This is a genomic window from Wocania ichthyoenteri Th78 (assembly GCF_000789235.1).
Lineage (GTDB): Bacteria > Bacteroidota > Bacteroidia > Flavobacteriales > Flavobacteriaceae > Wocania_A > Wocania_A ichthyoenteri.
The window spans coordinates 1490786-1507883 of record NZ_KN525716.1; the positions used below are offsets into that span (position 1 = coordinate 1490786).

Annotated in this window: 18 protein-coding genes and 1 pseudogene; 7 read left to right on the forward strand and 12 right to left on the reverse strand. The window is 31.7% G+C overall.

Annotated elements, in window-relative coordinates; translation table 11 throughout:
* Window positions 1–108 precede the first annotated feature (108 nt).
* The 3 genes from RG22_RS06425 (at window position 109) to RG22_RS06435 (ending at window position 3521) form a co-directional block, all read left to right on the forward strand.
* On the forward strand, window positions 109–1287 hold the full coding sequence (locus tag RG22_RS06425) for an acyl-CoA dehydrogenase family protein (protein WP_034041851.1): 1179 nt from the start codon (window positions 109–111) through the stop codon (window positions 1285–1287).
* A 116-nt stretch (window positions 1288–1403) separates the two neighbouring features.
* Window positions 1404–2303: a metallophosphoesterase family protein gene (locus RG22_RS06430; RefSeq protein WP_034041852.1), complete on the forward strand. Its 900-nt coding sequence runs from the start codon at window positions 1404–1406 to the stop codon at window positions 2301–2303.
* Window positions 2304–2324: 21 nt separating this feature from the next.
* Entirely contained in the window at window positions 2325–3521 is a 1197-nt protein-coding gene (locus RG22_RS06435; protein WP_034041853.1) for a glycoside hydrolase family 18 protein, read from the forward strand.
* Here RG22_RS06435 and RG22_RS06440 read toward each other — a convergent pair.
* From RG22_RS06440 to trmB, 6 genes and pseudogenes are all read right to left on the reverse strand, one after another.
* Window positions 3518–3847 (reverse strand): 2Fe-2S iron-sulfur cluster-binding family protein, encoded by a 330-nt coding sequence (locus RG22_RS06440; RefSeq protein ID WP_034041854.1) that lies wholly within the window; start codon window positions 3845–3847, stop codon window positions 3518–3520. The two genes, RG22_RS06435 and RG22_RS06440, sit on opposite strands and share 4 nt — an antisense overlap.
* 119 nt (window positions 3848–3966) lie before the next feature.
* Window positions 3967–4212, reverse strand: a complete 246-nt coding sequence (locus RG22_RS06445) for a NifU family protein (protein ID WP_034041855.1) — start codon at window positions 4210–4212, stop codon at window positions 3967–3969.
* A 3-nt stretch (window positions 4213–4215) separates the two neighbouring features.
* A complete protein-coding gene (locus RG22_RS06450; protein WP_034041856.1) occupies window positions 4216–5352 on the reverse strand; it encodes an Mrp/NBP35 family ATP-binding protein in 1137 nt (378 codons plus the stop codon).
* Window positions 5353–5507: 155 nt separating this feature from the next.
* On the reverse strand, window positions 5508–5837 hold the full coding sequence (locus RG22_RS06455; protein ID WP_034041857.1) for an MGMT family protein: 330 nt from the start codon (window positions 5835–5837) through the stop codon (window positions 5508–5510).
* 1 nt (window position 5838) lies between these two features.
* Window positions 5839–6468 carry a LysE family transporter gene (locus RG22_RS06460; protein WP_034041859.1) on the reverse strand — a complete coding sequence of 210 codons (630 nt, stop codon included), beginning with the start codon at window positions 6466–6468 and terminating at the stop codon, window positions 5839–5841.
* A pseudogene (trmB, locus tag RG22_RS06465) lies at window positions 6468–7144 on the reverse strand (tRNA (guanosine(46)-N7)-methyltransferase TrmB). Before trmB ends, RG22_RS06460 begins: the two are co-directional and overlap by 1 nt.
* A 242-nt stretch (window positions 7145–7386) precedes the next feature.
* Here trmB and RG22_RS06470 point away from each other — a divergent pair.
* Window positions 7387–8442 (forward strand): glycosyltransferase, encoded by a 1056-nt coding sequence (locus RG22_RS06470; protein WP_034041861.1) that lies wholly within the window; start codon window positions 7387–7389, stop codon window positions 8440–8442.
* On the opposite strand, the gene RG22_RS06475 is transcribed toward RG22_RS06470, so the two are convergent.
* Together RG22_RS06475 and RG22_RS06480 are read right to left on the reverse strand one after the other, a co-directional pair.
* Window positions 8416–9381: a sensor histidine kinase gene (locus RG22_RS06475; RefSeq protein ID WP_081997687.1), complete on the reverse strand. Its 966-nt coding sequence runs from the start codon at window positions 9379–9381 to the stop codon at window positions 8416–8418. The two genes, RG22_RS06470 and RG22_RS06475, sit on opposite strands and share 27 nt — an antisense overlap.
* An 84-nt stretch (window positions 9382–9465) precedes the next feature.
* A complete protein-coding gene (locus tag RG22_RS06480; RefSeq protein WP_034041865.1) occupies window positions 9466–10146 on the reverse strand; it encodes a response regulator transcription factor in 681 nt (226 codons plus the stop codon).
* 200 nt (window positions 10147–10346) lie between these two features.
* Between RG22_RS06480 and RG22_RS06485 the strand changes: the two genes are divergently transcribed.
* Together RG22_RS06485 and RG22_RS06490 are read left to right on the forward strand one after the other, a co-directional pair.
* Window positions 10347–10688, forward strand: a complete 342-nt coding sequence (locus RG22_RS06485; RefSeq protein WP_034041866.1) for a T9SS type A sorting domain-containing protein — start codon at window positions 10347–10349, stop codon at window positions 10686–10688.
* Between the two features lie 124 nt (window positions 10689–10812).
* The gene (locus RG22_RS06490; RefSeq protein WP_034041868.1) at window positions 10813–11793 is read left to right on the forward strand and encodes a LuxE/PaaK family acyltransferase; all 981 of its coding nucleotides are present in this window, start codon (window positions 10813–10815) and stop codon (window positions 11791–11793) included.
* A gap of 140 nt (window positions 11794–11933) precedes the next feature.
* Here the strand turns inward: RG22_RS06490 and tyrS are convergent, their stop codons facing one another.
* A complete protein-coding gene (gene tyrS, locus RG22_RS06495) occupies window positions 11934–13229 on the reverse strand; it encodes a tyrosine--tRNA ligase (RefSeq protein ID WP_034041870.1) in 1296 nt (431 codons plus the stop codon).
* 87 nt (window positions 13230–13316) lie between these two features.
* Between tyrS and RG22_RS06500 the strand changes: the two genes are divergently transcribed.
* Entirely contained in the window at window positions 13317–14324 is a 1008-nt protein-coding gene (locus RG22_RS06500; RefSeq protein ID WP_034041872.1) for an NAD-dependent epimerase/dehydratase family protein, read from the forward strand.
* Here the strand turns inward: RG22_RS06500 and RG22_RS17250 are convergent.
* From RG22_RS17250 to RG22_RS06515, 3 genes are read right to left on the reverse strand one after another with little or no spacing between them, the layout of a single operon-like run.
* On the reverse strand, window positions 14293–14913 hold the full coding sequence (locus RG22_RS17250; protein ID WP_052143665.1) for a DUF4296 domain-containing protein: 621 nt from the start codon (window positions 14911–14913) through the stop codon (window positions 14293–14295). The two genes, RG22_RS06500 and RG22_RS17250, sit on opposite strands and share 32 nt — an antisense overlap.
* The gene (locus RG22_RS06510; protein ID WP_034041874.1) at window positions 14910–16256 is read right to left on the reverse strand and encodes a dihydroorotase; all 1347 of its coding nucleotides are present in this window, start codon (window positions 16254–16256) and stop codon (window positions 14910–14912) included. The genes RG22_RS17250 and RG22_RS06510 overlap by 4 nt, the downstream gene beginning before the upstream one ends.
* 10 nt (window positions 16257–16266) lie before the next feature.
* Complete coding sequence (locus RG22_RS06515) at window positions 16267–16992, reverse strand: polyprenol monophosphomannose synthase (protein WP_034041876.1); 726 nt, start codon at window positions 16990–16992, stop codon at window positions 16267–16269.
* Between the last annotated feature and the right edge of the window lie 106 nt (window positions 16993–17098).

Here is a 17098-nt window from a genome sequence, read left to right on the forward strand (position 1 = left end):
TTTTGCTGCTTTTCAACTTGCTTTAATTAAATTTGAATATTATTGAAAATAAGACAAAAAAAAGCATTGAATATAAGAATTACACATTTTATATAATTATAGAAAATAATGAAACCAGATTTATTTGAAGCTCCAGATTATTACAACCTTGATGAGCTACTTACAGACGAACACAAATTAGTACGCGATGCTGCTAGAGAATGGGTAAAACGTGAAGTATCACCCATTATAGAAGAGTATGCTCAAAAAGCAGAATTCCCCACACAAATAGTAAACGGATTAGCAGAAATTGGTGCTTTCGGCCCTTATATTCCAGAAGAATATGGTGGTGCTGGTTTAGATCAGATTTCTTATGGTTTGATTATGCAAGAAATAGAACGTGGCGATTCTGGAGTGAGAAGCACGGCTTCGGTACAGTCGTCTCTAGTAATGTACCCTATTTGGAAATATGGGAACGAAGAACAGCGTCAAAAATACTTACCTAAACTGGCAAGTGGCGAATGGATTGGATGTTTTGGATTAACCGAACCAGACCATGGAAGCAACCCTAGCGGCATGGTTACCAATTTTAAAGATATGGGCGACCATTATCTTTTAAATGGTGCCAAAATGTGGATTAGTAATGCGCCTTTTGCACAGGTTGCTGTAGTTTGGGCTAAAAATGAAGAAGGACGTATTCACGGACTTATTGTTGAGCGTGATATGGAAGGGTTTTCTACACCAGAAACCCATAATAAATGGTCACTTCGCGCTAGTTCAACTGGCGAGTTAATTTTCGATAATGTTAAAGTACCAAAAGAAAATTTATTACCCAACAAGTCTGGTTTAGGCGCACCACTAGGCTGCTTAGATTCTGCGCGTTACGGTATTGCTTGGGGCGCTATTGGAGCAGCGATGGATTGCTACGACACAGCTTTAAGATATAGTAAAGAACGTATGCAATTTGGGAAACCAATTGGTCAGTTTCAATTACAACAAAAAAAACTAGCTGAAATGATTACCGAAATCACCAAAGCTCAACTTTTAACGTGGAGACTTGGAGTTTTGCGTAACGATGGCAAAGCAACATCGGCACAAATATCGATGGCAAAACGTAACAATGTAGATATGGCAATAAATATTGCCCGTGAAGCCAGACAAATGCTTGGTGGCATGGGCATTACAGGCGAGTATTCTATTATGCGCCATTCTATGAATTTAGAAAGTGTAATTACTTACGAAGGGACTCACGATATTCATTTATTAATAACTGGTTTAGACATCACAGGCCTTAACGCCTTTAAATAGTAGCTAAGCCACATTTAGCAGCTCACTCTTACTGATGAATCTGTTTATTTAAATACTACAAATGCTTCTTTTTATTAAGAAGCATTTTTTATTGAATTTTGCTTACATTTACTTCTATGTTTTCAGCTAAAAAAAGATTAGACAACGCTTATGCAACTGCTAAAATTGTTGATTTTGATGATGATAGCAAGTTTATCTTATTTAGCGATTGCCACCGTGGCGACAATAGTTTTGCAGACGATTTTGCTAATAACAGAAATATCTATTTTCATGCATTAAAACATTATTATGCTGAAGGTTTTCAGTATTGTGAAATTGGTGATGGGGATGAACTTTGGGAAAACCTGTCGTTTGACTCTATATTAAATGCTCACAAAAACGTGTATATGCTTATGAAATTATTTCATAAGGCCAATAGATTACATATGATTTGGGGAAACCACGATATGGTTTACAGAAACCCTGAGTATGTAAAAAAACATTTATCTACTTATTTTGATGCTAAAACAGGGGAAGATGTTGAACTTTTTAAAGATATAGAATACCACGAAGGGATTATTTTAAAGCACTGTTTAACAGAACAAGAGCTATTTTTAACCCATGGACATCAAGCCGATTGGTGGAATTATTTATTTTGGAAATGGAGCAGGTTTATGGTTCGTGTACTTTGGAAACCCTTAAATGTTATGGGAATTGCAGATCCTACAAGTCCTGCAAAAAACTATAAAGAACTTATTAAAGTAGAACGCCGTACTAAAAAATGGATAACCGAAAATAATAATTTAGTCACCATTGTTGGACATACACACAGACCACGTTTTCCTGAGCCTGGAGACATTGCTTTTTTTAACGATGGTAGCTGCGTACACCCAAGAAGTATTACCGGTATTGAGATTGAAAATGGTGAAATATCATTAATTAAATGGCAAATAGCCACTAAAGAAGACGGCACACTTCTAATAGTAAGAGTAGTACTTGAAGGCCCTAAAAAATTAATAGATTATAAAACGTCATAACCAACTAATAAAATTAAAAAAATGAACTATTTAAAAAATAATTTTTTACTGATTATAATTTTAGCATTTACCTTAAATAGTTTTAGCTGCCAACCCACTGATGAAAAAGAAAACACTATTGCAGTTATGGCTTATTATGTCCCCGAAAAAGATTATAAACCAGAAGCACTTCCTTTAAACCAACTCACACATATTATATTTTCTTTCACTAAAGTTATTGATAATGAAATGAAATTTAATAATGTAGAACATGGTAATAAACTAAAACAACTGGTAGAACAAAGAAAGAACTATCCAAATCTTAAATTTATGATTGCTTGTGGAGGCTGGGGTTCTAAAGGATTTTCGGACATGTCTTATTCGCCTAAAAACAGAAAGAGGTTTATTGAAAGTGTAGTTAAATTTATTAAAGAATATGAATTGGATGGGTTGGATATAGATTGGGAATACCCTTGTATTCCAGCAGCTAATACTAAAGCTCAACCAGAAGACAAACAAAATTTCACCTTTTTAATGAAAGAACTTCGAGAAGCTTTAAACACTTTAGAAAGAAACCAAACACTAACCTTTGCCTCTGCTGGTTGGAAACCTTATTATAACAACATAGAACTTGATGAAGTCATGAAACATGTGGATTACATGAATATTATGACTTATGATCAGGTAAGTGGAAATGCAACATTCACAGGTCATCATACACCATTAGGCTGGATTAAAACTGAGCATTTAAAAGATTCACTAGTCTCTGATTTTTACGAAGAAATGAAAATAAAGAGTGATAATCAAGGTGTTGAATATGAAGCAGGTTCAACTGAAATGATTGTTGATTATTGCATTTCTCAAGGTGTAAATCCTAAGCAAATTGTAATTGGTGCAGCTTTTTATGGCAAAGCCTGGAAAGGAGTATCTTCAATTAATAATGGACTGTATCAAGCTAATAAAGGAGCGTTTGCTACCAGTGCTTACAGAGATATTAGAGAAAAATACGAAAGCGACAAAAATTACAAGAGACATTGGGATTCTATAGCTAAAGCGCCATATTTATTTAATGAAAGTGATAGTATTTTCGTTACTTTTGATGATACCGTTTCAGTAAAACTTAAAACTGAATATGCTTTAAAAAATAAATTAGGAGGCATAATGTTTTGGCAACTTGGGCAAGACGTCAAAGAAAAAAACAGTCTCTTAAATGCCATCTATAAAGCAAGTAAAAATTAGCTTTCTGGAGCTAATTCAACTTCTAACCCTTCCATTTCTGGTGTCATCTGTATTTGACAACCTAAGCGGCTGTTATCTTTAACATCAAAAGCTTCAGACAACATCGCCTCTTCGTCATCACTCATCTCTGGCAATTCAGTATCGCTTAACACATAACATTGGCATGAAGCACACATAGCCATTCCGCCACAAACACCAATGGTGCCTTCTGGTGCAATTTCATAAGATCTAACTACTTCCATTAGATTCATAGCCATATCCGTCGGTGCAACAACCTCATGTGTAACACCTTCTCTATCTGTGATTTTTATGTTAATATCTTCCATTATTCAATTTTGTGCTTATGCTAAAAAAAGGTATACTATAATTTTGCAGCAAAAATAAGCTTTCTGAATTATTTAGAAATAAGTTTATTATTATTTTGGTAGGAATTAAAAAAGAAAGATTACGCTTCAATATTAATAACTTGCTCAATTTGAGGCGCATATTTTTTAATAGTCATTTCTACACCAGATCTTAGTGTCATTTGATTAACACTACACCCTACGCAAGCACCTTGTAATTGAACTTTTACCAAGGTATCATCCTCTTCTATAGATAACAATGAAATATCGCCACCATCACTTTGTAAAAACGGACGGATTTCATCCAGTGCTTTTTCTACGTTTAATTTAAGTTCTTCTGATGTCATAAACTATTTTTTAACTGCTGAACACCCAGCCATTGTTGTAATTTTTATAGCTTCGGTTGGTGGTAAATCGTCATTTCTTCTAACTACTTCTTGCACTACATTTTGAGTTAATTTCTCAAAAGCTTGCTCTAAAGGTGTAGCTGTTTGTAAAGCTGCTGGACGACCAGCATCTCCTGCTTCCCTTATACTTTGTACTAAAGGCAATTCACCTAAAAACGGAACTTTTAAATCTTCTGCTAAATTTTTAGCCCCTTCTTTTCCAAAGATAAAATACTTATTATCTGGCAATTCTGCAGGTGTAAAGTAAGCCATATTTTCAATGATTCCTAAAACAGGTACATTTATACTGTCTTGTTGAAACATAGCTACTCCTTTTTTAGCATCAGCTAAAGCCACATTCTGAGGTGTGCTAACAATAACCGCTCCAGTAATAGGAAGCGATTGCATGATACTCAGATGAATATCGCCAGTTCCTGGTGGCAAATCAATTAACATAAAATCGAGTTCTCCCCAATGGGCATCAAAAATCATTTGATTTAATGCTTTAGCTGCCATTGGACCACGCCAAACTACGGCTTGATCTGGTTTAGTAAAAAATCCAATAGATAATACTTTAACACCATAATTCTCTACAGGCTTCATTTTAGATTTTCCATCAATGTTTACTGCTAAAGGTCTTTCATTTTCAACATCAAACATAATAGGAATTGATGGCCCATAAATATCGGCATCTAAAACACCCACTTTAAAGCCCATTTTAGCTAAAGTAACCGCTAAATTTGCCGTAACCGTAGACTTACCAACGCCTCCTTTACCTGAAGCAATAGCTATAATGTTTCTTAAACCAGGAACCGCAGCGCCTTTTATAACATTAGCTTTTGGTTTTACAGGTGCATCAACTTTTACGTTTATTGTAATTTTAGCTTTTTCGTAAACTTGCTCGTGGATGGTTTTAAGTATATCAACCTCTACACGTTTTTTTGCTTGTAAACTTGGATTTGTAATAGTAATATCCACTATTACTTCATCACCAAAAGTGATAACATTTTTTACGGCTTTACTCTCAACCATATTCATCCCTTCACCAGGAACAGTAATAGATTCGAGTGCTTTTAATATATCTTGTTTGCTTAATTTCACTTTATTCAATTTAGATTTATTCTAAAGTACAAATATACAGTGAATTGTTTAGAATTTAAAGTCCTTTTATTGAAATGATTTATATAGTAATTAGGTTTATTTATGTGAAATAAAGACTTGAAATTATTTGTAAACTTATAGAAATTAGGGAATAATTACAATTCCTTTGAAGGATCCCAAAACACCCTTTCAAGGTTTTTAATTTGGTTTTCAACAACCTCAACACCTTCGCTTTCTAAAAGTTGTTGCATTAAATTAGTACCATCAAAATAATGCTTCCCAGTTAACAAGCCTTTTCGGTTTACAACACGATGCGCCGGCACGTCTTTACTCCCAGACCCGTTCATGGCATAACCAACCATTCGCGCACTTTTGGCAGCACCTAAATAGGTTGCAATAGCCCCATAACTTGTTACTTTTCCGTAAGGAATTAATCGAGCCACTTGGTAAACTTTATCAAAGAAATTTAAAGTTTCAGTTTTCATACTATAACTCTTTAATAATATTTATTAGTGTAACTATAGAAATAATGCCTGTAATACCACCAATAATACGGTTCATGTTTTTTTGTGATGTAAACGACTTTTCTTTTATTCTATCAAAAAAGAAAATATACATATATAACATAACAAATGTCCCTGTGGCTGCTCCTGCAACGTACGACACAATACTTGTTTGATCAAATTTCAACCATCCAAACGATGCCAAGGTAATTGTCATATAAGCTTGATATGGTATAGGAAAAACATTTATTGCAGACAAAAATATGCCATGAAAAAAGCGACTATGCTTACTTCTCATTTTTGGTGTTGCTTGTTTTGTTGGTTGATTTTTAGCAACAAATAAAAAATAAACGGTTATTAAAACAAAAATAACAAATGCTACTCGCTGGAGTATGTCTATAACTTCTGGATGATTACTTAAATATCTTGCAAAGATAGCGGCAATATAAGTTTGAGCAATTACAATAACACAAACCCCAATAGAAAACACAATACCTCTTGAATGTCCTTCTTTCAAGCTTATTTTAGCGGCCGTCATGTTTAACAACCCTGGAGGAATAACACCAACTAAAGCTATAAATAATCCTAAAAAAAAGATAAAAGTAATATCCACTAACCGTTAATTTTAAACCTAATATACGTAATTGGTTTGTTTTGCTCTAAATATTGTGATTCGTAAAAGGTTTGAATACTTGTAACTTCTTCTGGACTGCCTTCTTGTTTATACACATTATGGTTAGCGTAAAGCACTTCGTGTCCAGCGCCATGCAGTAACCCAAGTGTATATCCGTGCATAAACTCACTATCAGTTTTAAGGTTCACAACGCCTTCTGGTTTTAAAATTTTATGTATCGTTTTAAAAATTCAGCGTTCGTCATGCGGTGTTTGGTACGTTTGTATTTTATTTGGGGATCGGGAAAGGTTATCCAAATTTCGTCCACTTCATTTTCAGCAAAAGCATGATCTATCAACTCGATTTGAGTTCGAAGAAAGGCAACATTATTTATATTTTCTTCTATAGCGGTTTTAGCACCTCTCCAAAAACGCGCACCTTTTATATCGATGCCTATAAAATTTTTGTTGAGATATTTTTGGGCTAATGCAACGCTATATTCTCCTTTACCACAACCTAACTCTAAAACTAATGGGTTATCATTTTTAAAAACCGCTGTTCTCCAATTGCCCTTTAAATTGAAATTTGAACTAACTAATTCATCTCTTGTTGGCTGAAATACATTAGCAAAAGCTTCGTTTTCTTTAAATCTTCTAAGTTTATTTTTGCTTCCCACAGATTTTTACTTGTTTTTTAAATATTTGGTAAAATTAAGGAAATATACGAGAGTGTTTATATGCTTATCTTTGAATTTACTGAAAATGGTGTTAAAGATTTATGCTGTATCTTTTTTTATTCCTTTCATAATATTTGAATTAAAATAAAAAAGTTGTAGCAAAACCCACTCACTTACTCTAAATGATTTGTGCTGAGTGATACCAAAGCAAAGTAACGAGATATGGAACGACATATTGAAAAATGAAAAAACGAATTTTAATAGCTCCTTTAAACTGGGGATTAGGACATGCTACAAGATGTATCCCTATTATTAACGCATTATTAGCTTACGATTTCGAACCCATAATTGCGAGCGATGGGGTTGCTTTAAAACTATTACAAAAGGAATTCCCAAAACTTTCTTCGATTGAACTGCCTGCCTATAACATAACTTATGCAAAAAAAGGAAAGCATTTTAAATTAAAATTACTAAAAGATTCCCCTAAGCTATTAAAGGCTATCAAAGCGGAGAAGAAAGCCGTAAAGGATATTATTGAAACATATAATATTTCTGGAATTATTTCTGATAATCGATTAGGTATTTATAGTAAAAAAGTGCCTTCAGTTTTTATAACACACCAATTACATGTTTTAAGCGGAAACACGACTTGGTTAAGCACAAAAATCCATCAAAAATTTATTAAGAAATTTAGTGTTTGTTGGGTTCCAGATATGAAAAACGAGCCCAATTTAAGCGGGAAATTAGGGCATCTTGATAATTTTGACTTAGCTACTAAATATTTAGGTCCTTTAAGCAGATTTGAAAAGAAAAATATAAAGATTGTAAATGATATTATGGTTTTACTTTCGGGTCCTGAGCCACAACGTACTTTACTTGAAGAAAAGTTATTATTAGAATTTAAAAACTACCCTAATAAGATTGTTTTTGTAAAAGGAATTATGGAAGAAGAACAAACTATACAGATTATAAAAAACATAACTGTTTATAATTTTATGACTTCTGATTTACTCGAAAAAACGATAAATGAAAGCGCAATGATTATTTCTAGATCTGGCTACACTACTATTTTGGATTTGGCAAAACTTAATAAAAAAGCTTTTTTTATACCTACGCCTGGGCAATTTGAACAAGAATATTTAGCAAAACGATTAACCGAATTAAATCTTGTACCTAGTTGTAATCAAGATGAATTTACATTACATAAACTTAAAAAGTTAAATGCTTTTATTGGGTTGAAATCTTTTGATTTTAAAGCTAATTTTAAAGATTTATTTAGCCTTTTCGAGCGTAAATGAGAACTCACTACCTACACCAAATTCGCTTTCTACATATATTTTTTCGTCGTGAGCTTCAATAATATGTTTTACAATAGACAAGCCTAAGCCAGAGCCTCCAACTTTTCTGTTTCCTGTTTTATCAACTCTAAAAAAGCGTTCAAATAAGCGTGGTAAATGCCTTTTTTCAATGCCTTCTCCATTATCTGTTACTCTAACAATAACCTTATTTTTTATTAAATTTTCGATACTAATCTCTGTTGTTCCTTTTTCCCTCCCATATTTTATTGAGTTTACAAAAAGGTTTGCTAACACTTGCTGTATTCGCTCTTTATCGGCATTAACCAAAATGGGGGTTCTATAATCAGTATCAAAAGTTAGGGTTATGTTTTTTTTATGTGCCCGCATTTCGAACATATCGAACACGTTATTTACCAATTCTACAATATCGAACACTTCAATATTCAGGCTTAAATCACCAATTTCTAGCTTGGTAATCATATCCAAATCTTTTACAATATAACTGAGTCTTTCAACACCTTTATTAGCTCTCTCAAGATATTTTTTCCTTATATTTTTATCATCTATAGCCCCATCTAGAAGAGTTAAAATATAACCCTGAACAGTAAACAACGGTGTTTTCAATTCGTGAGATATGTTGCCTAAAAATTCTTTACGATATTTTTCTCGAACCTTAAGCGTTTCTATTTCTAATTTTTTATCACGGGCAAATCTATCAATCTCTTTAGTTAGTGTTCCCATATCGGTTGTAATAGAACCTCTGGTTAAACTAGCTGATTCTAAAAGTGTTAAATCGTCGTATATTTTTTTAACACGTTTATAAATGAATTTTTCAGCTCTTAACTGAATAACTATAAATGAGAAGAGATAACAAGCTAATGCAAATAAAAAAACTAACAACCAATTAATTGAATAAAATGCATATAAAAAAACACTCATTAAGAGCGTTATAAAAAGTGTTATATACAGCGATGTTTTAATCGCAAAACGATATGTTCTTTTTAATTTCAAATATTTAAAATATTAATCTACAAACTTATAACCAACACCTTTAACAGTTTTAAAGCTATCATCTCCTATTTTTTCACGTAATTTACGAATATGCACATCAATAGTTCTTCCTCCAACTATAACTTCATTTCCCCAAACTTTATCAAGAATTTCGTCGCGTTTAAAAACTTTTCCTGGTTTAGAGGTTAATAAAGATAGTAATTCAAATTCCTTTCGTGGTAAAATAATTTCTTTTCCTTTTAAAATAATTTTATATTCATCCCTATCAATAACCAAATCGCCTATTTTAAGTGTTGTGCTTTTGGCATCTTGTTTAAAGCGACGTAAAAGTGCTTTTACTTTACTTACCAAAACTTTTGGTTTTATGGGTTTTGTAATATAATCGTCGGCTCCAGCATCAAACCCAGCGACTTGAGAATAATCCTCGCCTCTTGCTGTTAAAAAAGTGATGATAGTCTCTTTTAAATCTGGATTTTTACGAATAATTTCGCAAGCTTCAATACCATCCATTTCTGGCATCATCACATCTAAAATAATTAAATGAGGTAACTCTTTTTTAGCTTTTTTAACGGCTTGAGCTCCATTTTCGGCTTTAATAATTTGGTAGCCTTCATTTGATAAATTATAACCAACTATCTCTAAAATATCTGGCTCATCATCAACTAAAAGTATTTTAATGTCTTTTTTATTCATTATAAAACAATAGATTCTATCTTTCTTAGGTCAAAGATAAAACTAATAACATAACTATATTAAAACATAAAAACAAATAACATTAAGGTAACATACAACTTACACAGATTTAACCTTTCGATGAAATGTCTAAATCTTTAACATTTTTTTGGTATAACTTTTGAAGTAATTTATTACTTTTATAACATTGAAAGCTTACTATGGAAAAAAACTACTTTTTTATTATACTTTTTACTTTAATGTTTTTTGTACCTCAACTGGGGTTTACACAAACAAGGGATTCTAATCTGTCTACTCAACAAAACATTGAAGGGCTTTCCATATACCCCAATCCTGTTAATAACGGAAAACAGTTTATATATATTACATCTAAAAACAGCTTAACTAAAAAAGTTGAAATTTTTAATGCCCTAGGAAAACAAATTTTGTCAACTGTATTAATAGGCAAAGAATTAAATATATCGAAGCTAAGTACTGGCGTTTATATTTTAAAAATTACTGAAAGCAATATAAGTGAGACACGAAAATTGGTGATTAAGTAATTTTATCTAAATATTTTTTTTAAAAGCATTGCTAATAGCAATGCTTTTTAATTTTATATACTTTTGTTTATGTTATCGAAGACAAAATTACAGAATAATTTTAACTCGAACTAACTACGATTAAATGATAGATAGTAACGCCATTTTTAATATTAAAAATCAAACGGAATTTGAAGATTTAGCTTTGCAAATCTTTAAACATCAGTTTAATAATAATCGTGTTTATAGGTCATTTTGCGATTTACTTTATAAACACCCAAGCGATGTTAAAACGATTCAAGATATTCCTTTTTTACCTATTCAGTTTTTTAAATCACATAAAATATTAAGTAACAAAGATGATATTGAAACTACGTTTACAAGTTCTGGCACTACTGGAAATTTAACGAGCAAACACCATATAACTGACTTGAAAATTTACGAACAAAGTTTCACTAAGGGTTTTCAACAATTTTATGGTAGTGTTGAAGATTATGTGGTTTTAGCACTCTTACCTTCTTATTTAGAACGTGAAGGTTCATCATTAATTTACATGGCAAATGCTATGATTTTGCACTCGAAACACACAGAAAGTGGTTTCTATCTTAATAATATTTCAGAATTAAAAAACACTTTAATTAAATTAGATGCTGATGGAAAAAAGGTGTTATTAATTGGAGTATCTTTTGCTTTATTGGATTTAGTTGAAACCTATCAATTCAATCTTAAAAACACCTTTATTATGGAAACCGGTGGCATGAAAGGCAGACGAAAAGAATTAATTAGAGTAGATTTACACAAAAAACTAAAAGCTGGTTTTGGCGTTGAAACCATACATAGCGAATATGGTATGACCGAGCTTTTAAGTCAAGCCTACTCTAAAGGCAACGGTATCTTTAATTGCCCTAATTGGATGCAAATATTAACACGTGATACTGAAGATGCATTGACTATTCAAGAATCTGGAAAAACTGGCGGCATAAATGTAATAGACTTAGCTAATATTAATTCTTGCTCATTTGTTGCCACACAAGATTTAGGAAGAACTTATAAAAATGGAGCATTTGAAGTTATTGGTCGTTTTGATAATTCAGATATTCGAGGTTGTAATTTGATGGTGTTATAATTTCAAATTAAAAAAATTATAATCCTCTGTAAGATTATTGTAACCCTTTCGACAAAACAAACAGCTAAGAAAAAGAAAAGTTAATTTTTTAGTTGGTTGGTTAAAAAAAGCCTGAGTTTTAACTCAGGCTTTTTGTTGTTTTATACAATTTTTAAAATAAAATAATTCTTTTTACCACGTTGCAGCAAAACAAACTTACTATTAATTAAGTCTTTGGTAGTAATTTTATAATCATCTTTTACTTTTTCTTTATTTACCAAAATAGAATTTTCTTTTAATGCACGACGCGCTTCTCCGTTAGATTTTAAAAACCCTCCTTTTTCTGCTAAAGCAGCAATAATATCTAGTCCGTTCTCAATATCAGATTGCTTAATTTCTGTTTGCGGCACGCCATCAAATACATCTAAAAAGGTTTGCTCATTAAGTTGTTTTAAATCATCACTTGTAGATTTACCAAACAAAATAGCACTAGCTTTTACAGCATTATCTAAATCGTCTTTAGAATGTACCATTTCTGTAATTTCTTCAGCTAAACGCTTTTGCAACACACGTAAATGTGGTGCTTCAGCATGTTCTTTTATTAAACCATTAATTTCTTCTTCAGTTAAAAACGTAAATATTTTAATGTATTTTTCAGCGTCTTCGTCGCTGGAATTTAACCAATATTGATAAAATTTATATGGCGAAGTTCTGTTAGCATCTAACCAAACATTTCCACCTTCAGATTTCCCGAATTTTGAACCATCAGATTTAGTAATTAACGGACAAGTGATAGCAAATCCTTTTCCGCCACCAACGCGTCTAATCAATTCTGTTCCTGTTGTAATATTTCCCCATTGATCGCTTCCGCCCATTTGAATTGAACAATCATTCGCTTTATACAAATGAAGAAAATCGTAACCTTGTACTAATTGATAAGTAAACTCTGTAAAACTCATCCCTTCTGATGATTCAGACGAGATTCTATTTTTTACAGAATCTTTTGCCATCATATAATTTACGGTAATATGCTTGCCTACATCACGAATAAATTCTAGGAATGAAAAGTCTTTCATCCAATCGTAATTATTCACTAAAATCGCAGCATTTTCAGCATTACTTTCAAAATCTAAAAAATGTGTTAATTGGTTTTTTATAGATTCTTGATTATGTCTCAGCGTTTTTTCATCTAACAAATTACGTTCGTTAGATTTCCCTGAAGGATCACCAATCATACCTGTTGCACCACCAACCAAAGCCACTGGCCTGTGTCCACAACGTTGGTAGTGAGCTAATAACATAATAGGCACTAAGTTACCAATGTGTAAAGAATCTGCAGTAGGATCAAAACCCACATACGCACTTCGCATGCTTTCCATTAAATGTTCTTCTGCACCTGGCATAACAGTATGTATCATGCCTCTCCATGTTAATTCTTCAACAAAATTCTTTATCATTATATCATATTTTTAATAAACTACGGCAAAGATAAAAATCAATGTATAATTACTCTTGTATTATGAATAATTCTTTACTTTAGTTGCATGATTTTAGTTACTGGAGGTACAGGATTAGTTGGTGCACATTTGCTTTACAAACTTATTAGTAATAACGAAACAGTTCGAGCTATCTATAGAACAGAAAGTAAACTTGATAATGTAAAGCAGGTGTTTTCCTGTTATACTGAAAATTACGAATTACTTTTTAAATCTATTGAATGGATTCAAGCCGATATTTTAGATATTCCACTATTATCTGATGTTTTTAACGATGTAACATACGTTTATCATTGTGCTGCTTTTGTGTCTTTTGAACCTAATAAATATCATCTTTTACGTCGTACTAATATTGAAGGCACCGCTAATGTTGTTAATCTTTGCATTTCAAACAACATTAAAAAATTATGTTATGTAAGTTCCATTGCAACTGTAGGCAATTCTATAAACAATGCACCAATTACAGAAAACACCAAATGGAATCCTGAAGACGACAATAGTGTGTATGCTATTACAAAATATGGTGCAGAAATGGAGGTTTGGCGAGCTACACAAGAAGGTGTAAATGTAGTTATTGTAAATCCGGGTGTTATTTTAGGCGCAGGCATTTGGCTTTATGGTAGTGGAAATTTATTTAAAAAAGCGCATAAAGGAATAAAATATTACACCTCTGGAACTATTGGGTTAGTTGATGTAAAAGACGTTGTTTCGATTATGATTGCGCTTTTAAAAAGTGATATAAAAAATGAACGTTTTATTTTAGTTGCTGAAAATTGGACTTACCAACAGTTTTTACAAACTATGGCAAAAGCTGTAAATGCAAAACTGCCTAAAAAAAAAGCTAAACTTTGGTTGTTACAATGGGCATGGAGACTTGATTGGTTAATACATAAATTAACTGGTAAAAGAAGACAGTTAACAAAACAATTAGTAGTATCGTTAAATACCGAAACTAATTATAGTCATGCTAAAATTAAAGGTGTTCTAGATTTTGAATTTACTCCTGTAAAGAAAAGTATCACTACTATTGGAAGTCTATATCTGAAACAGGTGTAATTAACCCTTCTTCTTTTGGTTTTTTTAGATTAAACCTAGTTACAGAATCTTTTTTAATTAGCATATTTAAAGAATCTTTCATCTTTATTAACCTAATAGAATCTTTTTTAATTAAAGGTTTTAAAGAATCTTTTTTTACTAGTAGCCTTATATGGTCTTTTAATTTAAAAATAAGTATTGAGTCTTTTTTTATAATACTTTGAATGGAATCTTTAATCTTTTTTTCTTGTTCCTCTTGAATTGCTAAATCAGTAAACTTATTTTTTAAGACATCTAAACTATCTGCAACCTTATCATAAATAGCCTTATAATCATCAACATAATAGGCGTAGTAATTATTGCTTAAAGCAAATTGCAAACTATCTATATTATACTTTTTATAAATATATGTTTCAGCCTGCAAATTATTTTTTTCTAAAGTTATTTTATTCATTCCATTTGCAGATGATAGCAATCTTACATCCATTATAATATTAACCATTTTATCCTTCGAAATTAAATTTTTAGGCTTTTTAGGCTTATCGTATTTATAACAAGCAGTTGCCGTTAATACAATTGTAAGATAGACTAATAATCGTTTTAAAATCATCTATTAAAAGTTAATCGTTTTGCGGCATTAACATCATAAAACTTAAAATTTTTATAGGCTAAACTACCGTTTATAAAGGTATGCGTAATTCTCGATTTAAAGGTGGTACCTTCAAACGGAGACCAACCACATTTGTAAAGAATATTGTCTTTTTTTACTGTCCACGGATGGTGTAAATCTACCAAAACTAAATCGGCAAAATAGCCTTCTTTTATAAATCCGCGTTTTTCAATTTGAAATAAAATAGCAGGGTTATGACACATTTTCTCTACTATTTTTTCTATTGAAATTTTATTTTTATGATGCATTTCTAGCATCGCAGGTAAAGCATGTTGTACTAACGGCCCACCAGAAGGTGCTTTACTATAAACGTTTTCTTTTTCTTCAATAGTATGCGGTGCATGATCTGTAGCTATAACATCAATCCTGTCATCTAATAAAGCTTCCCATAGTTGATCTTTATCGGCTTGTGTTTTTACTGCAGGATTCCATTTAATAAGTGTGCCTTTTTCATCGTAATCTTTATCTGTAAACCACAGATGATGTATACAAACCTCAGCAGTAATTTTTTTATCTTTTAAAGGTGTTTTATTATCAAACAAAGCAGTTTCTTTTCCTGTTGACAAATGAAACACGTGCAATCGCGCCCCTGTTTTTTTAGCTATCGAATTAGCTTTTGAAGACGACAAATAACATGCTTCTTCGCTTCGTATTTCTGGGTGATATTTAATAGGAATATCGTCGCCATATTTTTCTGTAAATCGTTCAAAGTTAGCTTTAATTGTACCTTCGTCCTCGCAGTGTACGGCTATTAATAAATTGGTTTTAGAGAAAATATTCTCTAAAACCTCAGGGTTATCAACCAACATATTTCCTGTTGAAGACCCTAAAAACAGCTTTAATGCTGCTACATTTTTAGCATCAACTTTTAAAATTTCATCTAAATTATCGTTTGTTCCGCCAAACATAAACGAGTAATTTGCAGATGATGTTTTTGCAGCTATCTCAAACTTTTCTTCTAATTTTTCAATAGTTGTGGTTTGCGGATTGGTATTTGGCATCTCAATAAACGAGGTAATTCCACCTGCAATAGCTGCTTTAGATTCGGTTCCAATATTCGCTTTGTGTGTTAAACCTGGTTCTCTAAAATGCACTTGATCGTCAATAACACCAGGAAGCACATATTTCCCTTCGGCATCAAACACATGTACATCGGCAGATTTTGCACTAATAGACGTGTTTATTTCTTTTATATAATCACCTTCAATTAATATGTCGCCATTAAAAATTTTACCTTCATTTACAATGTTGGCATTTTTAATAAGTGTAGTTTTTAATGTCATTTTATACTTTTTATTTTTTAAATAAACTTTTCAGTTTCATTGAAATTACTCCAAAAACAGCTTCAGAGATAATACCTGAGCTTAGTTTCGATTCGCCTCGTGTTCTATCGGTAAATATCACAGGGACTTCAGTTATTTTAAAGGTCTTTAAATAGGCTTTAAATTTCATTTCTATTTGAAACGCATAACCTATAAACTTAATTTTACTTAAATCTATGGTTTCCAAAACGGTTCTTTTATAACACACAAAACCAGCGGTAGTATCGTGTATACGCATTCCCGTAATTACACGCACATATTTTGAAGCTAAATAAGACATGAGCAATCGTTTCATATCCCAATTAACAACGTTTACCTTATTATTTATATATCTAGATCCAATGGCTAAATCTGCGCCATCATCTTTACAGGCTTTATAAAGCTTTATTAAGTCTTTTGGATTGTGAGAAAAATCTGCATCCATTTCAAAAATGTACTGATACGATTTGTTTAAACTCCAATTAAACCCGTGAATATATGCGGTTCCTAATCCTGCTTTTTCTTTACGTATTTTTAAAAATAATCTATTTAGGAATTCTTCTTGAAGTGCTTTAACCTTTAAAGCTGTTAAGTCTGGAGAATTATCATCAACAATAAGGATATGAATATTATCCGACTGAGAAAAAACGGCTCTTATAATAGCTTCAATATTTTCTATTTCGTTGTAAGTTGGTATTATAACAACCGTATCTTGCATTTGATAATATATTGTAATGTAATATTTTTAGCAAATGTACATTATTTCAAAGTTTATTTTTTTTAAATATTCCTTAATAATTTACGTAAAGTGCGAATATTTATAA